Here is an 18845-nt window from a genome sequence, read left to right as displayed (position 1 = left end):
CTTTGTCGTCTATTCCATATCCCACCCGAGCATCAGGCCTGATCCATGCACTACCGATCGATCTCCGACATGAACGACGCCATCGTGAGCAACCTTCACCGGCTGCCACGCGACATCGACTTGGTGGTCGGCGTGCCCAGAAGCGGCGTGCTGGCGGCGACGCTGGTCAGCCTTGCGGCCAACATTCCGATGACCGACCTGGACTCCTTCCTCGAAGGCAGGGTCTACACGTCAGGCATCACCAAGCGCCGCGCGGCCCTGGACCGCAAGGTTTCGGACATGCGCAAGGTGCTGGTGATCGACGACAGCATCGCCGGCGGTAATGCGATGCGCGACGCCCGTGCCCGCATCAAGAGCGGCGGTATCGAGGCTGACTACACCTTTGCCGCCGTCTTCGGCCTGGAGCCGGAGCATCAGGAGACCGATCTGGTGTTCGAGGTCGTGCCGCATCCGCGCATGTTCCAGTGGAACTTCATGCATCACAAATTCCTGGCGCAATGCTGTGTCGACATTGACGGGGTGCTGTGTCTCGATCCGACCGAGGCCGAGAACGACGACGGGCCTGCCTATGAAAAATTCCTCAGCGAAGCGCGGCCGCTTCATGCCGTGACCCACAAGATCGGCTGGCTGGTCACCAGCCGGCTCGAGAAATACCGTGCGTTGACGGAGGCGTGGCTGGCCAAGCACGAGATCAAGTACGACAAGCTGATCATGCTCGATCTGCCGAGCAAGGCGGAGCGCCAGCGGCTTGGCGCGCATGGCAGTTTCAAGGCCGATTTCTATCGCAAATCCGACGCCATCCTGTTCATCGAAAGCGAACATGCCCAGGCGCTGAGGATTGCCAAACTGTCGGGGAAACCGGTCCTGTGCGTCGAGACGCACATGGTCAGTTTTCCCGATGCGCTGTCACTGCCAGCACTTGGCCAGGCCGCGCGAAACCTGCCGGCGAGGCTGCGCCAGGTCAACTCGCAGGAGGGCCGCAAGAGCGCCGCCAAGACCATTGCCCGCGCCCTGCTCGGTGCACGCGGCTATGAAACGCTGAAGAACAGGGTCAAGCGCCCAGCCTGATGCAGAACCGATCGGGTCGCTGCTTGGCTACGCGGCCTGGCGTGCGCGCTGCTGCACCGCCCTGTCCAGTATCGAGAAGAAGGTGCCGAACTGACGGTCGGGGTCGAGTTCCGGCCGGCCAGCGAAGCCGCGCGCGAGTGCCGAGACCCGCTGATATTCCTTGTTGTCGTTCCACAAGAGCCTGACGGCCGCGACCCAGTCGGCGAGCGGGGCATCATAGTCGAGCACCGTGCCGCCAGGGCCGACCGCTTCCGGCAGGCCACCGCGGCGCGAACCGACGACCGGAATGCCGCTGCAATGGGCCTCCGAGGCAACCCGCCCCCAGGCCTCTTCCCATTTGCTGGGCGCCAGCAGGATCCGTGTGCGGCCATAGACCGTCTTCATGTCACTGGTGCGGTTCTCCAGCGTGACATTGCCGAGCGGCGTGATCGTCTTCTCGATGCGTGCCCGGTGATCGTCCGCCAGCTTCCAGCTTTCGACGAACAGAAACGGGATTTCGGGGCACGCGGCGGCGATCCGCACCGCAAGCTCGAAGCCCTTTTCCTCATAAGGGTTGATCAGGGTGACGAACTGGCCTGAAGTCGGCGTGCTGTAGTGGGCCGGATTGATGGTCGGAGGGATCACCGCCGCCTCGATGCCGAACTCCCTGGCGTAGGTACGCGCGGTGAATTCGGAATTGGCGATGTAGAGCGCCGAGCGCAGGTCGCGCAGGTCGCCCCCAAGCTCGTGAAACTCGACGTTGCGGAGGTAGACGACCAGCGGCACGCCCTTGGCCTGCAACGCCTTGCCGAGTGGAACCGACTTGTGACACTGGACCACCGCCACATCCGGCTTGACCCTGTTGACGGCGAAGGCCGCCGCCTCCCAGGGAAACCACGCCCGGATCACCGGGTAGCCGGGAAAACTGTCGACGACCGCCGGCTGGCGCAAAAGCTTCATCTTGGCACGCGCCTTGAAGCCGAAGACACCATCGCCAAACAGCGCGGCGAGCACCGCGGCCTCATGCCCATGCTCGATCAACTGCTCGGCCAGATGATGGGTGCTCGACTGGACGCCGCCGCTGAACTCCGGTGGGTAGCCATTGCCGCCTGCAAAGAGAACTTTCATGGTCCTGGCTCCTCGTCTATCGCGTTTCAATGCCCCGGCCGATGAACGGCAGCGTCAAATGCCGCCTCACGCAGTCTTTGGCGGATCAAGCGTCGCGAACGGATTTGTGCATGACTGCCATCCGGTGAACCGGATGGGATCACTAGGCGAACTGCGCGAGGCGTAGTCCGTCAACATGTGAAATTCGGCCACGACCCAGCGGTCGAAATGCCGGAGGTCGCGCTGCTTCCGCTTGGGCAACAACTTGCGTGCCTGGCCGAGCTTCGCCGTCTCGAGCAAAGTGACGGCGTCGCCCAGTTTTTCGCTGGGAAACAGCCACGGATTGCGGTTGCGGAACTCCAGCACGAACTGCTGCAGGTGCTCGATGCGCATGTTCAACCCGCCGAGGTATTTTTCGAGCGTAACGCGAACCAGGTCCTCGTCCGAAAACGAAGACACCGCCGCGAAGGCCACGCCAGTCGATGCAACTCCACCAGCCATGATGGCCAAGACCGAGCGCCGTGAGATTTCCATCATCGGTTACCTCCTTCCCTTCCCGTCACGCCATCCGGCTCGCCGCGCGCAGGGACAAAGCTGCCGCGGTCAGGCTCGGGTTGGCGCAGGAGCAGCTTGGATAGGTGCTGGTGCCGACGACGACCAAGTTTCTCAACCGGTGATGGATCATGTTGCTGTCGATCACCGAATCAGCCGGGCCGGTGCCCATCCGCAATGTGCCCTGGACGTGCGATTCCGTTGGCCGGATGCCGCGGTCGAAGAGCCGTTCGACAGGCAACGGGGCAAGCAGTCCGGGCAATTTGTCCAGCGCCCGGGCCATGCCTTTGACGGCATAGTCCGACGGCGCCTTGAAGGAGACGAAGGCGTTGTCATCCTCGTCGAGGGTGACGAAATTCTCGTGATCGAGCAGGTTCTCGGTGACCACGACCAGCGGCAGCGCCTGGCGCAGCCGGCCCTTCTCTGCGCGCATCCCGTGCTGCCAGCGGTTCTCGAAATAGACGAGGGCCGCCGCGTGCTCGGACCGGTGCGGACCGTCATAGAGGCCGAAATTCAGGCCGGTGGTGATGGTGCTGCCGTCGAAATTGTCGACGCCGTCGAGATAGACCTCGAAATTCCAGCCATAGGATTCATGCAGGCCGCGCCCGACGAATTCATCGCCCAGGCCCGAGCGCAGCATGATCGCCGCGCTCTGGATGGCATTGGCGCCGAGAACGAAGAGGTCGCCGCTGACCTGATATTCCCTGCCCTCATGCACGAAGGCGACCGAACGGACCGTGCCGCCGACATGGTCGAGCCGCCGCACTTCGGAGCCGAGGCAGACCGAAACGTCGGGATGCTCGAAGACATGCATAAGGCCGTTATTGGCGGTGAACTTGGCATCGACCGGGCACAGCCAGCAGCGCAGATTGGCGCAGCAGGAGCTGCGTTGCGCGGTCGGCACGCGCGCCCGTGCGGTCGGCATGACGAAATGCTGGTCGGGCTGGGCCGCCTTCATCATCCTGTCCGGCGTCGACATGCGATGCGGTGGCTGCGGAAAGGGCTTCGAGCGCGGCAGCATCGCCGCCATGTCGGGATCGCCGGAGATCGACATGATGTCTTCGGCGTCGCAATAGAACGGCTCGACATCGTCGTAGCTGATCGGCCAGTCATTGCCGACGCCGTAGGTGCTTTTCAGCCTGAAATCATTGGGGTGGAATCTTGGCGTTTGCGCGAACCAGCAATTGGTCCCGCCACCCAGCCCGATCGTGTAATTCCACGGCTTGTCGGAATTGGTGCTGTAGGTCGTCTCGTCGTCTATGTCGGTGTTGACGTTCTGGTCAAGCTGCCATTCATGCGTGTTGTGGCGACCCCACTCCAGAACCAGGATGCGCGCCTTACGCCGCCTGGCGAATTCATGCAGGAAGAACGCCGAACCGAAGCCGGAACCGATCGCGACAACATCGAAATGATCTTTGGTGACTTGCTCGGGCTTTACGTCCAGCACCATCAGCTACAATTCCTTCTACGCCGGGCGTTTGGCCCGATCCTGCTTTCGGCTCTCCGCGCCCGATCTCATGCCGCCATTCTGCCGATCGAGTGATATTCGATGCCGTGGCGCGCCACGACCTTGGGATCGTAAAGGTTGCGGCCATCGAAGATGACCGGCGTGGTCAGCGCATCCTTCAGCGCATCGAAGGAGGGTGCGCGAAAACTTTTCCATTCGGTGGCGATCAGCAGCGCATCGGCGCCGCGCAGGGCCGCCTCCTTGGTGCCGCACAACAGCAGGTCGTCGCGCAGCCCGTAGATGGCCTGGCATTCCTGCATGGCCTCGGGGTCATAGGCCTGCACGGCCGCGCCGGCGTTCCAGAGCGCCTCCATCAGCACGCGCGCGGGCGCCTCGCGCATGTCGTCGGTGTTGGGCTTGAAGGCCAGGCCCCACAGCGCGAAGGTCTTGCCCTTGAGGTTACCCTTGAAATAGCGGTGCACCTTGTCGAACAGAACGGATTTCTGGTCATTGTTGCGCTCCTCGACGGCGCGCAGCAGCTTGGCGTCGTACTTGACGCCCTCGGCGGTCTTGATCAGGGCACGGACGTCCTTGGGAAAGCACGAGCCGCCATAGCCGAGACCCGGATAGATGAAGTGATAGCCGATGCGCGGGTCGCTGCCGATGCCCTGGCGCACTTCCTCGATGTCGGCGCCGAGTTGCTCGGCGAGGTTGGCCATCTCGTTCATGAAGCTGATCTTGGTCGCCAGCATGCAATTGGCGGCGTATTTCGTGAATTCGGCGCTGCGCACGTCCATCACGATCATCTTCTCGTGGTTGCGGTTGAAGGGCGCGTAGAGTTCGCGCATCACCGCCTCGGTTTCCTCGCTCGACGTGCCGACGATGATGCGGTCGGGCTTCATGCAGTCGGCGACCGCGGAGCCCTCCTTGAGGAATTCGGGATTGGAGGCGACGTCGAAGCTCAGATCCTCGCGGCCCCGCTTCTTCAGCGTCTCGGCGATCCTGGCCTTCACCTTTTCGCAGGTGCCGACCGGCACGGTCGACTTGCCGACGACGATCTTGGCGGTATCCATCTCGCGGCCGATGGTCTCGGCGACCGCCAGCACATATTTGAGGTCGGCCGAACCATCTTCGCCCGGCGGCGTGCCGACCGCGATCATCTGGATTTCGCCGTGCCTGACGGCTGCCGCCGCATCGGTGGTGAACTTGATGCGGCCGGCGGCGTGATTCTCCCTGACGATGGTTTCAAGACCCGGCTCGAAGATCGGAACGAGGCCCTGATTGAGCCGCTCCACCTTGTTTGCGTCGATATCGACGCAAACAACCTGGTGGCCAACCTCGGCAAGCACCGCCGCCTGCACCAAGCCGACATAGCCAATTCCAAACACCGTCAAGTTCATTCGGTTTCATTCCCATCCAGGGCAGCGGACCGCTTCTCGGCCCTGCCGGTTCAATTCGTCTTTCCCAGCTCTTTTACACTACACACCAGCGATTCCGGAAATTGGCAGGGCTGACCCAGCGCGGTGAACGCGACCCGTTCGACCTGCAGCGAAAGCTTGCGGCCCGGGTCCGCAAACGCTCCCATCCAGCCCTTCATGGTGTCGCTACCCCAAAGGCTGAAGAAGATCTTCTGCGCATGGCTGGGCAGCTTCGCGGGATCGGTGATGGTGTTCACCAGCTGGCCGTTGAGATACCAGCGCAGGCTATCCTTCTCCCAGACGAAGGCATAGTCGTTGAAGGCACTGTCGGTGCCGCCCGGCACGTCGACCAGCTTCTCGTTCTTGCCCTTGCCGGCGATATAGGCATTGACCTGCACCTTGGAGGTGTCCTTGGTCAGGATCTCGAAGTCGATCTCGTCCCAGGGCTGCTTGTCGGATGGGCCGATATAGGAGAAGAACGCCGCGTTGAGGCCAGGGCCTGTGTCAGTCTTCATCCGCGCCTCATAGGTACCATAGCCGAAACGCTGCTTGGTCTGGATCTCGCCGCAGGCAAACTCGCGATCCTTGGTCTTCTGCTTCGCGAATCCGAGCGAAAGAACGCCATCGGAAAGCTTGACCAAGCCTTTCGACCAGGTGCAATTCTGATGGCTGCCGTTCGTCCAGCCGTCTGAAACGTACCAGCGCTCGCGGTCGAAATTCTTGAAATCGTCGACGAAAGAGGGCGCGGACTGGATATCCTGCGCATGAGACGGGGTTGCCGGCAGGCTGCCAAGAGCGACCAGCAGCAAAGCGAAAGCCAGACCAGACCGCCGCCAGGAAAGCAGGGCTGAAGGGGCGTCGATTGCTGTCGTGGACATGGTCTTTGGATCCGAATTCATGACTAACTCACCTTTGCGCTGTGTCCCCAACCCAAAGTCGACGTTCGAACCGCTTCCAAACGGGCCAACCTTGACCTTTTCAATCACCCTCCCGACGTCCAGCCCTGCATCACCTTCGCCGTAACGGTCCCCCGCCGCCGCCTTCAATTTCGGCCGGCTCCCGCCTGCCTGACCGGTTCGACCGTCGCCGCCGGATCGGTGGTCGTATTCTCGTCGAAGACCACGTCCAGCGAATGACGGAGCTCGCGCATCCTGCCGCCCTGGCGCGACAGCGCAGCGATGCGGCGCTCGCTGTTCAGGATCGACTGCGTCAACGCGCTGACTTCGGACGAGCGGCGATCGGAGGCGGAGCCGTTTTCCATGGCTTCGACCAGAAAGGCCGCGTTGGTCGCTTCCTTGCGGTAGCGGCTCTCCAAGCCGGTTTTCTCCGCCTCGATCTCGGCGGCGATCTGCTCGAACAGCTTCGCCAGCCGGTCCAGGCGCGCAACGTCGGTCTGCCTGTCGCGGGCCGGATCCCTTGATCTGAAGCCGAATATCGAGGCCATGAACTTAAATTCCCGTCATCGCCGGCTTCCTGGACCGGCTTTCAGGCCAGGCCACTGGCCGATCCCCGCAACCGGGGCTGAAAACTCGTAACCGCGTCGCCCAACTCCTCTGACGAAGAGAGACTTCGCACCAGTCCGATCGGGGGCCAGTTCGGCTGGTCGTTTAATTTGTTGCACCGCAACATAGACTGCCATCCCCAGAGCCGCGAGGCAACCACCCAATTCATAAACTCATAAATCCGATGGAAATGGTTGCGTGGCGGCCTCGCGGTCGGCAGGTAACACCGCGCCTTACCGTCCTTTGCCGGTACTGGTTCCAGCCATCAGGAAACGGAGCGGCGGCACGTGCTTGTTCCTGGAGACCAGGCCAACACTGCGAAACAGCGCCTCGATCTTGTCGGACGCCACGCCCTGGACGATGGGGACGAGGTTGGATTGGCTTGCGAAGGCGTAGGCCGCGGCAGAAGCCAGGCCCCGCTCGGCCTTCACGTCGAGGAAATTGCGCAGCCGGTATTTGTCGCGCACATGCCGCTCGTGCCGCCGTAGCACTGCTTTCGACCCTTCCGGCAGGCTGTCGATCGCCAGCAGCGCCAGATCGGCATCGGCCAGCCGCTTCAGATCCTGCGTCTTGTGGCGGCCGCTGAGTGAATCGGCGCGGACGATGGCGCCGTAGCCGCAGGAACGGATGACCTTGAACCGTGCCCCGTGGGCGACCGCTCGCGCGTAAAGCTCGTAGTCCTCGCCTAGCCGCAGGCTCTCGTCGTAGCGCAACCCGTGGCGGTCGAGAAAGGCACGGCTGATCACCGGCTTCAAGAAGCCGAGTTCGCCTCTTTGGACGCGGCGCCTGGAGATGTTGCCTTCCACGAATCCTTCGAAATCGAGGAATTCCGGATCGGCGGCAAAATCCGGGGCGACGATTTTGGTTGCATCGCCAGCCGCGTCATCCCTGATGAGCATGATGTTGTCGGCGGCGAAATCCCAATCGGCGCCGACAAACAGGTTGCGAAACCGGCCCTCGAGGAAGAAATCGTCGGCGTCCAGAATGCTGATGAACGGGGCTCGTGAACCGGCGATCGCCGCATTGCGGGCAAAAGAAGGGCCGCGATTGACGTCGAGGCGCATCACCGCAAGCCGGCCGCTGCCATCGTCGGCGGAGCGTGCGACCTCGGCCGTATTGTCCGTGGAGCCATCGTCGACGACGACGACCTCCCCGACTTCCGGTTCGCGCAACGCGGACGCGATGGCGACGGCGATGGTTCGCGCCGCGTTTTTGGCCGCGATGATCACGCAGACTTGGGATTTCGTCATCGACATGGAATTGCCTCTTGCACAGGTTCCGATCTGCCCTCGCCCTGTACGCGTTCGATATTCGCCGCCTTCACGGGCCGGCCGGCCGTTCGAAGATGCGGCGGCTGATGTCCGCCGACGCCGCCCAACCGGCCTCGGAAAGGTAACGGACCGGAGCCCGGCCGCACAATTCCCACAACACCGTGCGTCGCTGCGGCCAGCGCAGCGACGACAGCCATGGCGCGATGACCATGTTGAGCAGGTCTTCATTGCCGATGCGCGACAGGATCGGCTTGGCCCGCTCCGACAGAAGCGTACCGGTGCCGCCGAGCAGCACATCGGCGGAACGCAGGCCGAGCAGCAGCGTGTCCTCCAGCCCCTGGCTCACCGCCGCATCGAGCACACGCTGCTGATCGGCGTGGCCGAGACGGCTGGCGCTGGCCCTGATATCGCAGACGTAGCCGGCGCAAGGCTCCCGGTTGAACAGTGCCTTGGCGACGCTGATGCAGGCCAGCATCAGCGTGTCGGCAGCCGACGTGAACGGGACTTCGGCGCCGGTGATCTCGACCAGCCGCTTTCGCCGCAGGAACCCGTCAGCATCGCGCGGACTGGGCGAGCCGGGCTGCTGAAGCCGGTAATGAAGGTCGACAGTGGATGATTTCGACCCATTGCCACGGATCATGTGCTGTTCGCCGAGGAAGCGGACCCACCAGACCGAACGCGACTTGCCCGATACTTCGTAGCCAATCGAGCGTAACGCTTCGCGTGCCTTCAAGAACCCGGCAGGCGAAACCAGAATATCGATATCGCCCGAGGGTTTCATGAAATGATCGTCGTAAAGCAGATGCTGCTGGAACGGCCCTTTCAGGAACACGAAATCAATCCGCCTGTCGAGCAGCGCCTCGTGAATGGCGATCGAATCCATCAGGCAGGCGGCGTTCATCGACACCGTCCTCCTGCGATAGGTTTTGAGCCACTGGAACAGTTCGGCCGGCCTCTCATGCGCCGGCGTACGCGACAGCGCCTTCAAGACGAAGGTACCGACCTTGTTCAACCTGGCGATATCAGTGACGACAGCGTCGGAAAGGCCCGGCGTCCACGTTTCACCGGCCGAGGCGGCCGGCCCCGCGAAATATAACCGTAAGCAGGCCCGCACATAAGCGATCTCGTCGGCGCAGTCGGTGGCGCGCAGTCTTTCATAGGAGCTTTCCGGCAAGGCCATTGAGCGCACAGTCTCCAAAAAGCGGTTTGCGCGAAGCGTATGCTGCAGCTGCTAAGCAAAGCATCGTCAAAAACGACGGCGCCGTAAAGCCTTTCCTTTCGCAGTGCGAAATTTTGCAACCATAGCGTTTGCCAGCTTCGCGGAAGGGGATGAGATGTATGGAGAAATTCCCACCCTAGCGCAGCGCTTCAGCCGGGCCATCGATGGGATCAGCTGAAAGTTGAGTATCTTTCGGCGTTGTCCAATGGCAATGGCCAAGCATGGCTTCCTCTTGTTCATGCAAAATCAATGGTTTACGGAATCTCGTGTGACGAGGGGCAATCACACCCGGCTTCATCTCGAAAGAGGTGGATTTCTTACACGCGGGGTGACGTCCGCAACCCATAATTGATTAACGACCGGTAAATCAGGCTTGACTCATAAATGTTGCTGTGCAGCTATTGCGATGCAGCATGAAAGTGCTGACGGCAATCGACAGGCCGTTTCCAGTCCTTATGGAGAGTAAAATGGAACAGAATGTTGAAAAGCATGAGTACGAAACGCCAAACCTGACAGTACATGGTTCAATCGAAACCATTACCCAAGGCGGTGGTGGCAGCACGGCAATCGACGCGTCGTTTCCCGCGCACACCCCGATTGGCGACCTGACGTTCTCCTGAGACCAGCCTGATTCTGGAGGAATGACGTTGGGCCTCCGGGATCGAAGACAATGAAATGGAGCCGGGGATGAAAATCCCCGACTTTCCTTTGAACCTGATGACGCGTAGACCGTGTGTTGCAAACGAGGTTTTAGGATGAACTGGAACCCATCCGAGCACGATTGCGTAAAGGCCACCAAGGACGCCGTTGCTTGCGAATTCGGCGATGGCCTCGCGCTTCTCAACCTGAAGTCCAATATCTATTACAGCCTCAACGGTGTCGGCGCCTTCATCTGGGAATTGATCCAGGAACCCAAGCCGATCGCGGACATCCGCAGCGCCGTCCTCGCTCGCTACAATGTCGACGCCGAACGCTGCAAGGCCGACGTCGACGCATTGCTGAAAGGCCTGGCGGAAAACGGGCTTGCGAGGCTTGAGCATGAGGCACTCGTCTAGGCAGGCGTCGCAGAAGGCCATGGCTGCGCGGCAAAGACCTGTGACGCAGAGAAATCCCCGGCCGATGAAGCAGCGGCCTGGCAGGCGCAGCCTGGCCAGGATCTTGTCCTTGAGCGGCTCGGAAGCGCTTTTCCTGTGCCGCTGCCTGCTGGTGGTCACGACCGTCCGGCTCGGGCTGACATTGTTCTCCTACAACCGGGTGCGTGGGATGGTGACGCGGCTCAACGCGCACCAGTGTGCCAGCATGGGCGAGTTGCGGCTCGTCGCCTGGGGGGTTGCCGCCGCAGCACGGTTCGTTCCGGGCGCCACCTGCCTGACCCAGGCGCTGTCGGGCCAATACCTCCTCGCGCGCCAGGGCAATGCGTCGAACATCCGCATCGGCATCGAGCGCGGCACGGGCGAGCAATTGAAGGCGCATGCCTGGCTGGTCAGCGATGACCACATCGTGCTTGGCGGATCCGTCGATGGTTTCGCCCACCTGATCGACCACGGCAGCCGATGAGCGGCGTAGCCGGAATCCTGCTGCGACAAGGCCCCGCGCCGGCTGAAGCGGCGAGCGACATCCAGCAGATGCTGGCGCGCATACGCCATCGTGGTCCCGACGGAACCTCGTGGTGGCAGGACAGCGGCGTCGCGCTTGGCCATGCCTGGCTCAACACCACCGACGAAGCCGGCCCCGGCCCGCTGACCATGGCCGGCGGCAAGCTGGCCATCACCGCCGATTGCCGGCTCGATAACCGCGACGAGCTGCTCGCAAGGCTCGGCATCAGGGACAACTCGGTCGCCGATGCGGCGTTGCTGATGCGGGCCTATCTGCGCTGGGGTGAAACGTGCCCCGTGCATCTGCAAGGCGACTTCGCCTTTGCCATCTGGGATGCCGAGCGGCAGCTTTTGTTTTGCGCGCGAGACCATTTCGGGGTCAAGCCTTTCTATTACCACGCAGCGGAACGCCGCTTTGCCTTTGCCTCCGAGATCGGGCCAATGCTCGGCCTCGACGGGGTAGGTGCGCGCCTCAGCGAGCACCGGATTTCGGGCTTCCTGGCCGGGCTGCCCGATGACCCGCAGTCCACGCCCTACAGCGACATCTTCGCCCTGCCGGCGCGTCACAGCCTCACCGTCACCGCGCAACGTCTGGTGCTGCGCCGGTACTGGCAGATCGAACCATCGCAGCGAGCACCGCGGCCTGATGCCGCGGAGGAATTCGCCCATCTGTTCGCGCAATCGGTCCGCAACCGCATGCGAGGAAGTCCGTCGATCGGCGCGATGCTGAGCGGCGGCCTCGATTCATCCTCGATCACCTGCGTGGCGGGAGTGCAAAATGCGGCCGAGCGCAAGCCGAGGCTACCGACCTTCTCGCTCGTGTTCGAAAAGGGTTCCTCGATGGACGAGCGCCCGTTCATCGATGCCGTGCTCGATCAGCAGAAGGCCGATCCGACGTTCATCCCAGTCGGCAATTATGCGCCCTTCGCTGAATTCGAACGGGTGCTGGAGGAACAGGAAGGCACGTTCCTGGCGCCGGGCCTGACGCTGACCCGCGGTATCTACCGGACGGCCGGCGCCAAGGGCATCAAAGTGCTCCTCGACGGCCATGGCGGCGACGAAGTTGTTTCACAGGGGCATGGCCATCTGCACGAGCTTGCCAATGGCGGCAGGTGGCTGGATCTTTGGCGCGAGGTCCGCAGCGCCTCCAACACCTATGGCGACAGCACGCTCGGCCTCTATTTCCAGTTCCTGACCATTTACGGGCCGGCCTGGCGCATCGCCAGGCTGAGACAGCTGGGGAACCGAGCCCTGAACAGGATGCGCAGGCCTGCCCGATCGAAGCGTGGCCGCAGCTGGCGCGACCTGATCAATCCGGACCTTGCCAGGCGAACCGAGCTCATCGACCGGTTCCATCGGGCTGGCTACATGCCGCCCGGCGTCCAAGCCAGCGACGCGCTCAGCCACCGCTGGATCCTGTCCAACGGCTATGTTCCGCACTCTTTCGAAGTTTTGGACAAGGCCGCCGCCAATTTCGGCGTCGAGCCGCGGTATCCCTTCTGGGACAAGCCGCTGGTGGAATTCTGCCTGGGGCTGCCGGGCGAGGAGAAGCTCCGTCATGGGTTTGGCCGCTACGTGCTGCGCCGGGCCATGGAAGGCATCCTGCCGGCGGCGGTACAGTGGCGGCGCGACAAGATCGATTTCACCGCCAATCTGGTCAACGGCATGGTGCGCAACCATCGCGACCTGCTGGAGCAGTTGCTGGTCGGCGATGCGGGTCGCATCGCACCCTATGTCAACCTGCCGGAAGTAAACGCCGCCTATGCGCGGCTGCTGCGCCAGCCGGACCAGGCGGCACCGCTCGATGTCCAGTATGTCTGGCGCTCGGCGTCGCTGTCGCTGTGGCTGCGGCAGGTCCAGCATGGCGGGAGCCCCGCATGATGTCTCGCCATGAGCCGTTCGCCGGCGATCTCGACCGTCTTCCCAACCGCGACAGGACAGCGGGAGAACGAAGTTACTACCGCGCCTACGGCCTGCTCATCGCGTCCGACGTGTGGCTGCCCGAACTGGAGCCGGCGGACCCGGCAACGGCCGACATCGAGATCGTCATCGGCCCGATCGATATGCCCAAGCCTTCGGCGAAGGCAGCGACCGTCTTCCGTTTCGAGCCTGGCCGGCAGTATCTGGCCTGGGAGGCCGTCGGCGCATTCCTGATCAGCGACGCCCGCCGCATCGATGTCCAGCCGGCGCCCGGCGTCGACGACGCCTTGCTTGCCTTCCCGTTGCTGGGGCCAGTGCTGGCGCTGCTGCTGCACCAGCGCGGCCTGCTGGTGCTGCATGCCAGCGCCATCGCGGTGGCCGGCAGGGGCGCCATCTTCATGGGCGACAAGGGCGCCGGCAAGTCGACGACGGCAAGCGCGCTGATCCGGGCCGGACACGACCTGCTCACCGACGACGTCGTGGCGCTCGATCTCACCAACCCGGACGAACCGATGATCGTTCCGGGATTTCCGCAGATCAAGCTTGCCGCCGATGCCGCGGCGGCAATCTCGCTTGGGCAAGCGCAAGTGCGACCGCAAGTGCATCCGGCAATCGAGAAGATGCAGCATCGCCTGCACGGCGCCTTCTCCGGCAACAAGGTGCCGGCGGTCAGGATTTACATCCTCGAGCGCGGCGAAGGGGCGGGGATCACCCTCCTGCCTCAAATCGCCGCCTTGCCAGCCATCATCAAATTCTCCTACGTGACGCGGTTTGGCCGCGCGGCGCTCTCCGGTGATTTCGCGGCGATGCATCTTCGCCATTGTTCAGCGATCGCTAACCATGTCGGCGTGTGCCGGCTGGACGTTCCGACGGGCATCGACAGGATCGGCGAGGCTGTGGCGCTGATCGAAAAGGAATTGGCTGGCGATGCCTAGGTCATCGGTCTTCAGCCTGTCGCTGTTTCGCGATGTCGCGGCATTCGGCGCGGTCATTGCCCGGATCGGTGGACGACGAACCTGGACGGCGCTGCTGTTCCTGATCCTCGGCAGCCTGACGGAAGGCGTTTCCATCCTGCTGCTGGTGCCGCTGCTGCACCTGGTCGGCCGTGCCGACCAGGATTTCGCGGTAAGGCTGCCCAATATCGAGTTTGTGCGCTGGCTGGTGCCCGGCGGAACGCTGCAGCTGACGACGGTGCTTTGCGCGCTGGTCGGGCTTGTTGCCGTGCAGGCAGCCTTCAACCGCTTCAAGTCGGTGTACATGGCAAGGCTGCTCTTCGATTTCATCAACCGCTTGCGCATGAACCTGTTCGAGAGCATCGGCAAGGCGCGCTGGGGCGTGTTCACGCGCATGCGCGGCTCCGATCTCGACCATGCCCTGACCGGCGACATAGACCGCGTCCAGGGGGCGGCTTTTGCCCTGCTGATGCTGGTGCAGATCGCCGTGCTGCTGGCGGGCTATCTGGTGATTTCCATGTTCATTTCGCCGGTCATGACGGCGTTTGCCGTCGTCATCGGCATCGTCATGTTCATAGCGCTGCAGCCATTTCGCTCGCGAGCCACCGCCTTCGGCCGGATCCTGACGACCAATCGCCAGGACCAGTACCGCACGGTCTCGGAATTTCTCGGCGGCATCAAGGTGGCCAAGAGCCTGAACGTCGAGGCCAGCTATTTCGCGCAGCTGCAGGTCACGCTCGAAAAGATGAAGGCCGACAATATCGCCTATGTCCGCAACTCTTCGATCGGCACCGCCGTATTCCAGGTGGCGAGCGTCGTAGGCTTGAGCGTCTTCATCTATGTGGCGTTGGTCCGCTTCCACCTGTCGCTGGCCGAGATCGTCGTGCTGCTCCTGGTCTTCATGCGCATCGCGCCGCGCTTCATGGACATGCAGACGCAGGCCCAGCAGGTGCTGATCAACCTGCCCGCCTATACGGCAATGCGCAACCTGCAGGCGCGTTTCGACGCCGAACGGGAGCCTGGCCACGTCGAATCCACGGATGCCCGCAAGCTGACCCTCGATACGGGGCTGCACATTCGCGACGTCTCCTTTGTCTATGACGACGGCGCCGGCAAGGCAGTGGTGAGCGACATCACCTTCGGCCTTCCGGCCGGCAAGGTCACGGCGCTCATCGGCCCGTCCGGGTCAGGCAAGAGCACGATCGCCGACATGCTGCTCGGGCTGCTCGAGCCGACCACCGGCAAGATCCTCGTCGACGGCGTCGAGCTCGATGCCGGCAATCGCCGCCGCTGGCGCGATCAGGTGGCCTATGTGCCGCAGGACGTGTTCCTGCTGCATGACACGATCGCAGCGAACCTGCGCCTTGCCGCGCCCCAGGCCAGCGAGGACGACTTGTGGAAGGCACTGCGCGCCGCTCACGCCGGCGACTTCGTGGACCGACTGGACCTGAGGCTGAATACCGTGGTCGGCGACCGCGGCGTGCGCCTCTCGGGTGGCGAGCGCCAGCGCATCGCGCTGGCACGCGCGTTGCTGCGCAAGCCGTCACTGCTCATCCTGGACGAGGCGACAAGCGCGCTCGACTGGCAGAACCAGTCGCTTATCGCCCGGTCGATCGACGGCCTGCGCGGCGCAATGACGATCCTGACCATCGCGCACCGGCCGTCGATGATCGCCTTCGCCGACTGGGTGGTGGCGATGGAGGATGGTCGTGTGGTGGAGGTCGGGCAATATCAGCGGTTGAAGGCGAAGCCGGGGAGCCGGTTGTCCCGGATGCTGTCGGGAGAACAGTCGGAAACCGAACCCGCCGATGTGGCCTGAGGACGATGATGTCCCGTGGATCTAATGCAGCCCCCGCCGGACGCTGCCCAGCTTCTCGCCCTCGGGCACTTCGGTGGAGTTCTGCTTTCTCTCGGCTTCGCGCAGCCTGTCGGCCGGCGTTGGCGCGCTCCTGGCGATCATGGCATAGACGACCGCGAAATAACCGGCCTGGATGACCACCGCGCAGATGATGACACGCAGCAGTGTCGTGCCAAGCGAAGCTCCACCCAGCCAGGACCAGGCGACGACGATCGCGAGCGCGAACAGCATCCCAACGATGAATTTTGGAAGCGACATACCCAACAGCCCATAAACCGGCTCGGGTATATCCAACGATAGCCCCACCCGAGCGCCGTCCCTTGTGATGCGGGCTTGTTAAACCACCCGCTCTCGACCGGTTGCTTCCGGCCTTTCAACCTGTCGCCACCGTGACAGGTATAATTTGCAATTCTATTAAGGCGAGCAGAAGGCGGCAAGGGCAACCGCACATATTTTTGATTGTGCTTACGCGTTCGACTCTGCCATGCTGCAACGCACCCGGCCGCATTTCACTCAACCTGCAGCCATTGTAGATCTGGAGTACAACCCATAATATTAGATGGTATTTTAGGTGAATAGTCCAGAATATAGCATCGTCAGTAAGGACTCGTATGCTACGGATCCCGACACTGGGAACGAGCCGCCCACAAAACGCCCCAAAAACGCCCGGATTTTTTTATGCTTGCCCATTTATTGTCACAAATGTGCTAAACATTTCGAAATTTGTGCAGCGCGAGCTTATTATTTAGTCAATTCATGACGCGACTATTTCAGCGGCGCGGGAAATTGTGTGTTGCGCTGCAGCATTTTTTTGGTATCGTGCGGTAAACCATTCGTTCAACGCATGGAGTTTCCGTATGAGGGATATTGCCAAGTCGGCCACGGCGGGGTTTTCGCAGGCCGACACCGACTTTCCGCCGCCGATCGGCGGCCTCATCAAGCGGAGTTTCGACATCGTCGGTTCGCTGGCTGGACTGATCGCGCTCAGCCCGCTGTTCATCATGATAGCGCTGCTCGTCAAATTCTCCGATGGCGGATCGGTTTTCTATGGTCACCGTCGAATCGGGCGCGGCGGACGGCTCTTCTCCTGCCTCAAGTTCCGCACCATGGTTCCGGACGGCGACAAGGTGCTGGCAGCCTATCTCGCGACCAATCCAGAGGCCAATGCGGAATGGATAGCGACCCGCAAGCTGAAGAACGATCCACGCGTCACCCGCGTCGGAACGGTGCTGCGCAAGCTGAGCCTCGATGAATTGCCGCAGATCATCAACATCCTCCAGGGCGACATGAGCCTTGTCGGGCCTCGCCCGGTGGTCCGGGACGAACTGGAAATCTATGGCAGCGCGGCTGTCTATTATCTGAAGTCCCGGCCCGGCCTGACCGGCCTGTGGCAGGTCAGCGGCCGCAACGACGTTTCCTATGACAGCCGCGTCGCGTTCGACCGCCACTATGTCGAGAACTGGTCGCTGTTCGAGGACGTTCGCATCATCATCAGAACAGTGCCGGCCGTCTGGATGTCGCGCGGCTCGTACTGATCGGCGGCCGGCAGGATCAAGGCATCCGGCGGCAAGCTCATCGGGCGATGGGGCTAAAACGGATCGGAACGCTCAGTTGAAGATAGACATTTTCGAAGCCTTTGGCAGCGGCCCGTTTTCCGGCCGCTCGCGGCTCCTGGCGACCTGCCTTGCGATGTCGCTTGCTTTTCCCCAGATGGCCGCCGCCGACGATTACCGTCTGGGCTCCCAGGACAAGCTCACCATCCGCATCGCCGAATGGCAGACCGTCGAAAGCACGTTCCGCGACTGGTCGTCGGTCAATGGCCAATATACGATCGGCCCGGCAGGCACGCTGTCGGTGCCTTTCGTCGGCGAGTTGCCGGCGGCCGGCAAGACCACGGCGGAGGTCGCCGCGGCGATCGGCGAGGCGCTGCAGCACAAGCTCGCTTTATCGGACAAGCCTGAAGCCTCGGTCGAAATGGCACAGTTCCGCCCCTTCTACATTTCGGGCGAGGTGCAGAATCCCGGGCAATTTCCCTTTGTGCCCGATCTTACGGTGCTGAAAGCGATCAGCGTCGCCGGAGGCATCAGGCGCAACGCCGACTACGGTCCCCAGCTCGGCAAGGACCTGGTCACCGCCAAGGGCAATTTCGATATCTCCGACGACCAGCGCGTTCGGCTGATCGTCAAGCGCGCCCGCATCGACGCCGATATGGCCGGCAAGACGAGTTTTGAGGCACCCAAGGAGGTCGAAGGCGATCCGCGGCTGCCGACCATCGTCGCCGACGAGATGACAATCCTTACCGCCGACCAGAAGGCGCTGAAGCTCAAGCTCGAGGCGCTCGACGATCTCAAGGGTGTGCTGCAGGCCGAGATCGAATCGCTGCAGAAGAAGATCGTCAACCAGCAGAAGCAGGTCGACCTGGCCCAGCAACAACTGGCCAGCATCGGTCCGCTGGCCCAGAAGGGACTGGTGGCCAATGCCAGGCTTCTGGATTCGCAGCAGTCCGTTGCCGACCTGCAGGGCAAGATCCTGGACTACGAGACAGCCATCCTGACCGCCAAGCAGGCGATCAGCAAGGCGACGCAGGACGCCATCGACGCTCAGAACACTTTGAGTTCGAGCCTCGCCGCCGATCGCCAGCAGACCGAAGCCGACCTGAACGAGGCCGCGCTGAAGGTGAATATGCAAAAAGGCCTGATAGCCCAGGCCACGGATCCGGCGACGACGGCCGCCATCACCAACGACCAGCAACCTACCTTGCTCTATTCGCTGGTGCGCAATGTCGACGGCAAGACCAGCGAAATCGCCGCCAAGGAAGACACACCGGTACTGCCTGGCGATGTGATCAAGATCAAGCTGGCGCCGCTGGCCAGCCAGTAGAAACGCGGAAGATCGCGGGCTCGCCGCGTTCTATCCACAGCGCAAGACTTTGAGCCTCCGCCAAGCCTGCTTGGCG

At 62.5% G+C, this 18845-nt stretch carries 18 protein-coding genes; 9 read left to right on the top strand and 9 right to left on the bottom strand.

Annotated elements, in window-relative coordinates:
* The first annotated feature begins 45 nt into the window (after nt 1-45).
* Nucleotides 46-1068 (top strand): phosphoribosyltransferase family protein, encoded by a 1023-nt coding sequence (locus tag LB571_RS06995; RefSeq protein WP_015314216.1) that lies wholly within the window; start codon nt 46-48, stop codon nt 1066-1068.
* 27 nt (nt 1069-1095) lie between these two features.
* Here LB571_RS06995 and LB571_RS06990 read toward each other — a convergent pair whose 3' ends face one another.
* From LB571_RS06990 to LB571_RS06955, 8 genes are all read right to left on the bottom strand, one after another.
* A complete protein-coding gene (locus LB571_RS06990; RefSeq protein WP_224593244.1) occupies nt 1096-2175 on the bottom strand; it encodes a glycosyltransferase in 1080 nt (359 codons plus the stop codon).
* Between the two features lie 66 nt (nt 2176-2241).
* A complete protein-coding gene (locus LB571_RS06985) occupies nt 2242-2691 on the bottom strand; it encodes a hypothetical protein (RefSeq protein ID WP_224593242.1) in 450 nt (149 codons plus the stop codon).
* Nucleotides 2692-2713: 22 nt separating this feature from the next.
* The gene (locus LB571_RS06980; protein ID WP_140723282.1) at nt 2714-4156 is read right to left on the bottom strand and encodes a GMC oxidoreductase; all 1443 of its coding nucleotides are present in this window, start codon (nt 4154-4156) and stop codon (nt 2714-2716) included.
* Between the two features lie 65 nt (nt 4157-4221).
* The gene (locus tag LB571_RS06975; protein WP_015314220.1) at nt 4222-5553 is read right to left on the bottom strand and encodes a UDP-glucose dehydrogenase family protein; all 1332 of its coding nucleotides are present in this window, start codon (nt 5551-5553) and stop codon (nt 4222-4224) included.
* 50 nt (nt 5554-5603) lie between these two features.
* Nucleotides 5604-6470, bottom strand: coding sequence for a family 16 glycosylhydrolase (locus LB571_RS06970; protein ID WP_224593844.1), 867 nt, complete (start codon nt 6468-6470; stop codon nt 5604-5606).
* A gap of 143 nt (nt 6471-6613) precedes the next feature.
* Nucleotides 6614-7015: a hypothetical protein gene (locus LB571_RS06965; protein WP_015314222.1), complete on the bottom strand. Its 402-nt coding sequence runs from the start codon at nt 7013-7015 to the stop codon at nt 6614-6616.
* Between the two features lie 291 nt (nt 7016-7306).
* Complete coding sequence (locus tag LB571_RS06960) at nt 7307-8329, bottom strand: glycosyltransferase family 2 protein (RefSeq protein WP_015314223.1); 1023 nt, start codon at nt 8327-8329, stop codon at nt 7307-7309.
* A gap of 64 nt (nt 8330-8393) precedes the next feature.
* Nucleotides 8394-9524: a nucleotidyltransferase family protein gene (locus tag LB571_RS06955; RefSeq protein ID WP_224593239.1), complete on the bottom strand. Its 1131-nt coding sequence runs from the start codon at nt 9522-9524 to the stop codon at nt 8394-8396.
* A gap of 506 nt (nt 9525-10030) precedes the next feature.
* Here LB571_RS06955 and LB571_RS06950 point away from each other — a divergent pair.
* The 6 genes from LB571_RS06950 (at nt 10031) to LB571_RS06925 (ending at nt 15850) form a co-directional block, all read left to right on the top strand.
* Nucleotides 10031-10183, top strand: coding sequence for a lasso peptide (locus LB571_RS06950; protein WP_015314225.1), 153 nt, complete (start codon nt 10031-10033; stop codon nt 10181-10183).
* Between the two features lie 135 nt (nt 10184-10318).
* Complete coding sequence (locus tag LB571_RS06945; RefSeq protein WP_015314226.1) at nt 10319-10618, top strand: PqqD family protein; 300 nt, start codon at nt 10319-10321, stop codon at nt 10616-10618.
* 109 nt (nt 10619-10727) lie between these two features.
* Nucleotides 10728-11120, top strand: a complete 393-nt coding sequence (locus tag LB571_RS06940) for a lasso peptide biosynthesis B2 protein (protein WP_224584338.1) — start codon at nt 10728-10730, stop codon at nt 11118-11120.
* A complete protein-coding gene (locus tag LB571_RS06935; RefSeq protein WP_015314228.1) occupies nt 11117-13039 on the top strand; it encodes a lasso peptide isopeptide bond-forming cyclase in 1923 nt (640 codons plus the stop codon). The genes LB571_RS06940 and LB571_RS06935 overlap by 4 nt, the downstream gene beginning before the upstream one ends.
* The gene (locus LB571_RS06930) at nt 13036-14013 is read left to right on the top strand and encodes a serine kinase (protein ID WP_224593236.1); all 978 of its coding nucleotides are present in this window, start codon (nt 13036-13038) and stop codon (nt 14011-14013) included. The genes LB571_RS06935 and LB571_RS06930 overlap by 4 nt, the downstream gene beginning before the upstream one ends.
* Complete coding sequence (locus tag LB571_RS06925; RefSeq protein ID WP_140875680.1) at nt 14006-15850, top strand: ABC transporter ATP-binding protein; 1845 nt, start codon at nt 14006-14008, stop codon at nt 15848-15850. The genes LB571_RS06930 and LB571_RS06925 overlap by 8 nt, the downstream gene beginning before the upstream one ends.
* A gap of 21 nt (nt 15851-15871) precedes the next feature.
* On the opposite strand, the gene LB571_RS06920 is transcribed toward LB571_RS06925, so the two are convergent.
* Nucleotides 15872-16147, bottom strand: coding sequence for a hypothetical protein (locus LB571_RS06920; RefSeq protein WP_015314231.1), 276 nt, complete (start codon nt 16145-16147; stop codon nt 15872-15874).
* A 599-nt stretch (nt 16148-16746) separates the two neighbouring features.
* Here LB571_RS06920 and LB571_RS06915 point away from each other — a divergent pair.
* Together LB571_RS06915 and LB571_RS06910 are read left to right on the top strand one after the other, a co-directional pair.
* Nucleotides 16747-17424 (top strand): sugar transferase, encoded by a 678-nt coding sequence (locus tag LB571_RS06915; RefSeq protein WP_015314232.1) that lies wholly within the window; start codon nt 16747-16749, stop codon nt 17422-17424.
* Nucleotides 17425-17512: 88 nt separating this feature from the next.
* Nucleotides 17513-18769 (top strand): polysaccharide biosynthesis/export family protein, encoded by a 1257-nt coding sequence (locus LB571_RS06910; protein ID WP_224593841.1) that lies wholly within the window; start codon nt 17513-17515, stop codon nt 18767-18769.
* Nucleotides 18770-18845 lie beyond the last annotated feature (76 nt).

Origin of the sequence: Mesorhizobium sp. BR1-1-4 (genome assembly GCF_020165375.1) — a bacterium.
Taxonomy (GTDB): domain Bacteria; phylum Pseudomonadota; class Alphaproteobacteria; order Rhizobiales; family Rhizobiaceae; genus Mesorhizobium; species Mesorhizobium australicum.
This window is presented reverse-complemented; position numbering and strand designations above follow the sequence as displayed.

Excerpts from the sequence above, each read along its gene's own strand:
- LB571_RS06990 (WP_224593244.1), bottom strand. The coding sequence starts at position 2,175 with ATGAAAGTTCTCTTTGCAGGCGGCAATGGCTACCCACCGGAGTTCAGC.
- LB571_RS06965 (WP_015314222.1), bottom strand. The coding sequence starts at position 7,015 with ATGGCCTCGATATTCGGCTTCAGATCAAGGGATCCGGCCCGCGACAGG.
- LB571_RS06975 (WP_015314220.1), bottom strand. The coding sequence starts at position 5,553 with ATGAACTTGACGGTGTTTGGAATTGGCTATGTCGGCTTGGTGCAGGCG.
- LB571_RS06930 (WP_224593236.1), top strand. The coding sequence starts at position 13,036 with ATGATGTCTCGCCATGAGCCGTTCGCCGGCGATCTCGACCGTCTTCCC.
- LB571_RS06915 (WP_015314232.1), top strand. The coding sequence starts at position 16,747 with ATGAGGGATATTGCCAAGTCGGCCACGGCGGGGTTTTCGCAGGCCGAC.
- LB571_RS06985 (WP_224593242.1), bottom strand. The coding sequence starts at position 2,691 with ATGATGGAAATCTCACGGCGCTCGGTCTTGGCCATCATGGCTGGTGGA.
- LB571_RS06920 (WP_015314231.1), bottom strand. The coding sequence starts at position 16,147 with ATGTCGCTTCCAAAATTCATCGTTGGGATGCTGTTCGCGCTCGCGATC.
- LB571_RS06980 (WP_140723282.1), bottom strand. The coding sequence starts at position 4,156 with ATGGTGCTGGACGTAAAGCCCGAGCAAGTCACCAAAGATCATTTCGAT.
- LB571_RS06935 (WP_015314228.1), top strand. The coding sequence starts at position 11,117 with ATGAGCGGCGTAGCCGGAATCCTGCTGCGACAAGGCCCCGCGCCGGCT.
- LB571_RS06995 (WP_015314216.1), top strand. The coding sequence starts at position 46 with ATGCACTACCGATCGATCTCCGACATGAACGACGCCATCGTGAGCAAC.
- LB571_RS06925 (WP_140875680.1), top strand. The coding sequence starts at position 14,006 with ATGCCTAGGTCATCGGTCTTCAGCCTGTCGCTGTTTCGCGATGTCGCG.
- LB571_RS06970 (WP_224593844.1), bottom strand. The coding sequence starts at position 6,470 with ATGAATTCGGATCCAAAGACCATGTCCACGACAGCAATCGACGCCCCT.
- LB571_RS06950 (WP_015314225.1), top strand. The coding sequence starts at position 10,031 with ATGGAACAGAATGTTGAAAAGCATGAGTACGAAACGCCAAACCTGACA.
- LB571_RS06955 (WP_224593239.1), bottom strand. The coding sequence starts at position 9,524 with ATGGCCTTGCCGGAAAGCTCCTATGAAAGACTGCGCGCCACCGACTGC.
- LB571_RS06960 (WP_015314223.1), bottom strand. The coding sequence starts at position 8,329 with ATGTCGATGACGAAATCCCAAGTCTGCGTGATCATCGCGGCCAAAAAC.
- LB571_RS06945 (WP_015314226.1), top strand. The coding sequence starts at position 10,319 with ATGAACTGGAACCCATCCGAGCACGATTGCGTAAAGGCCACCAAGGAC.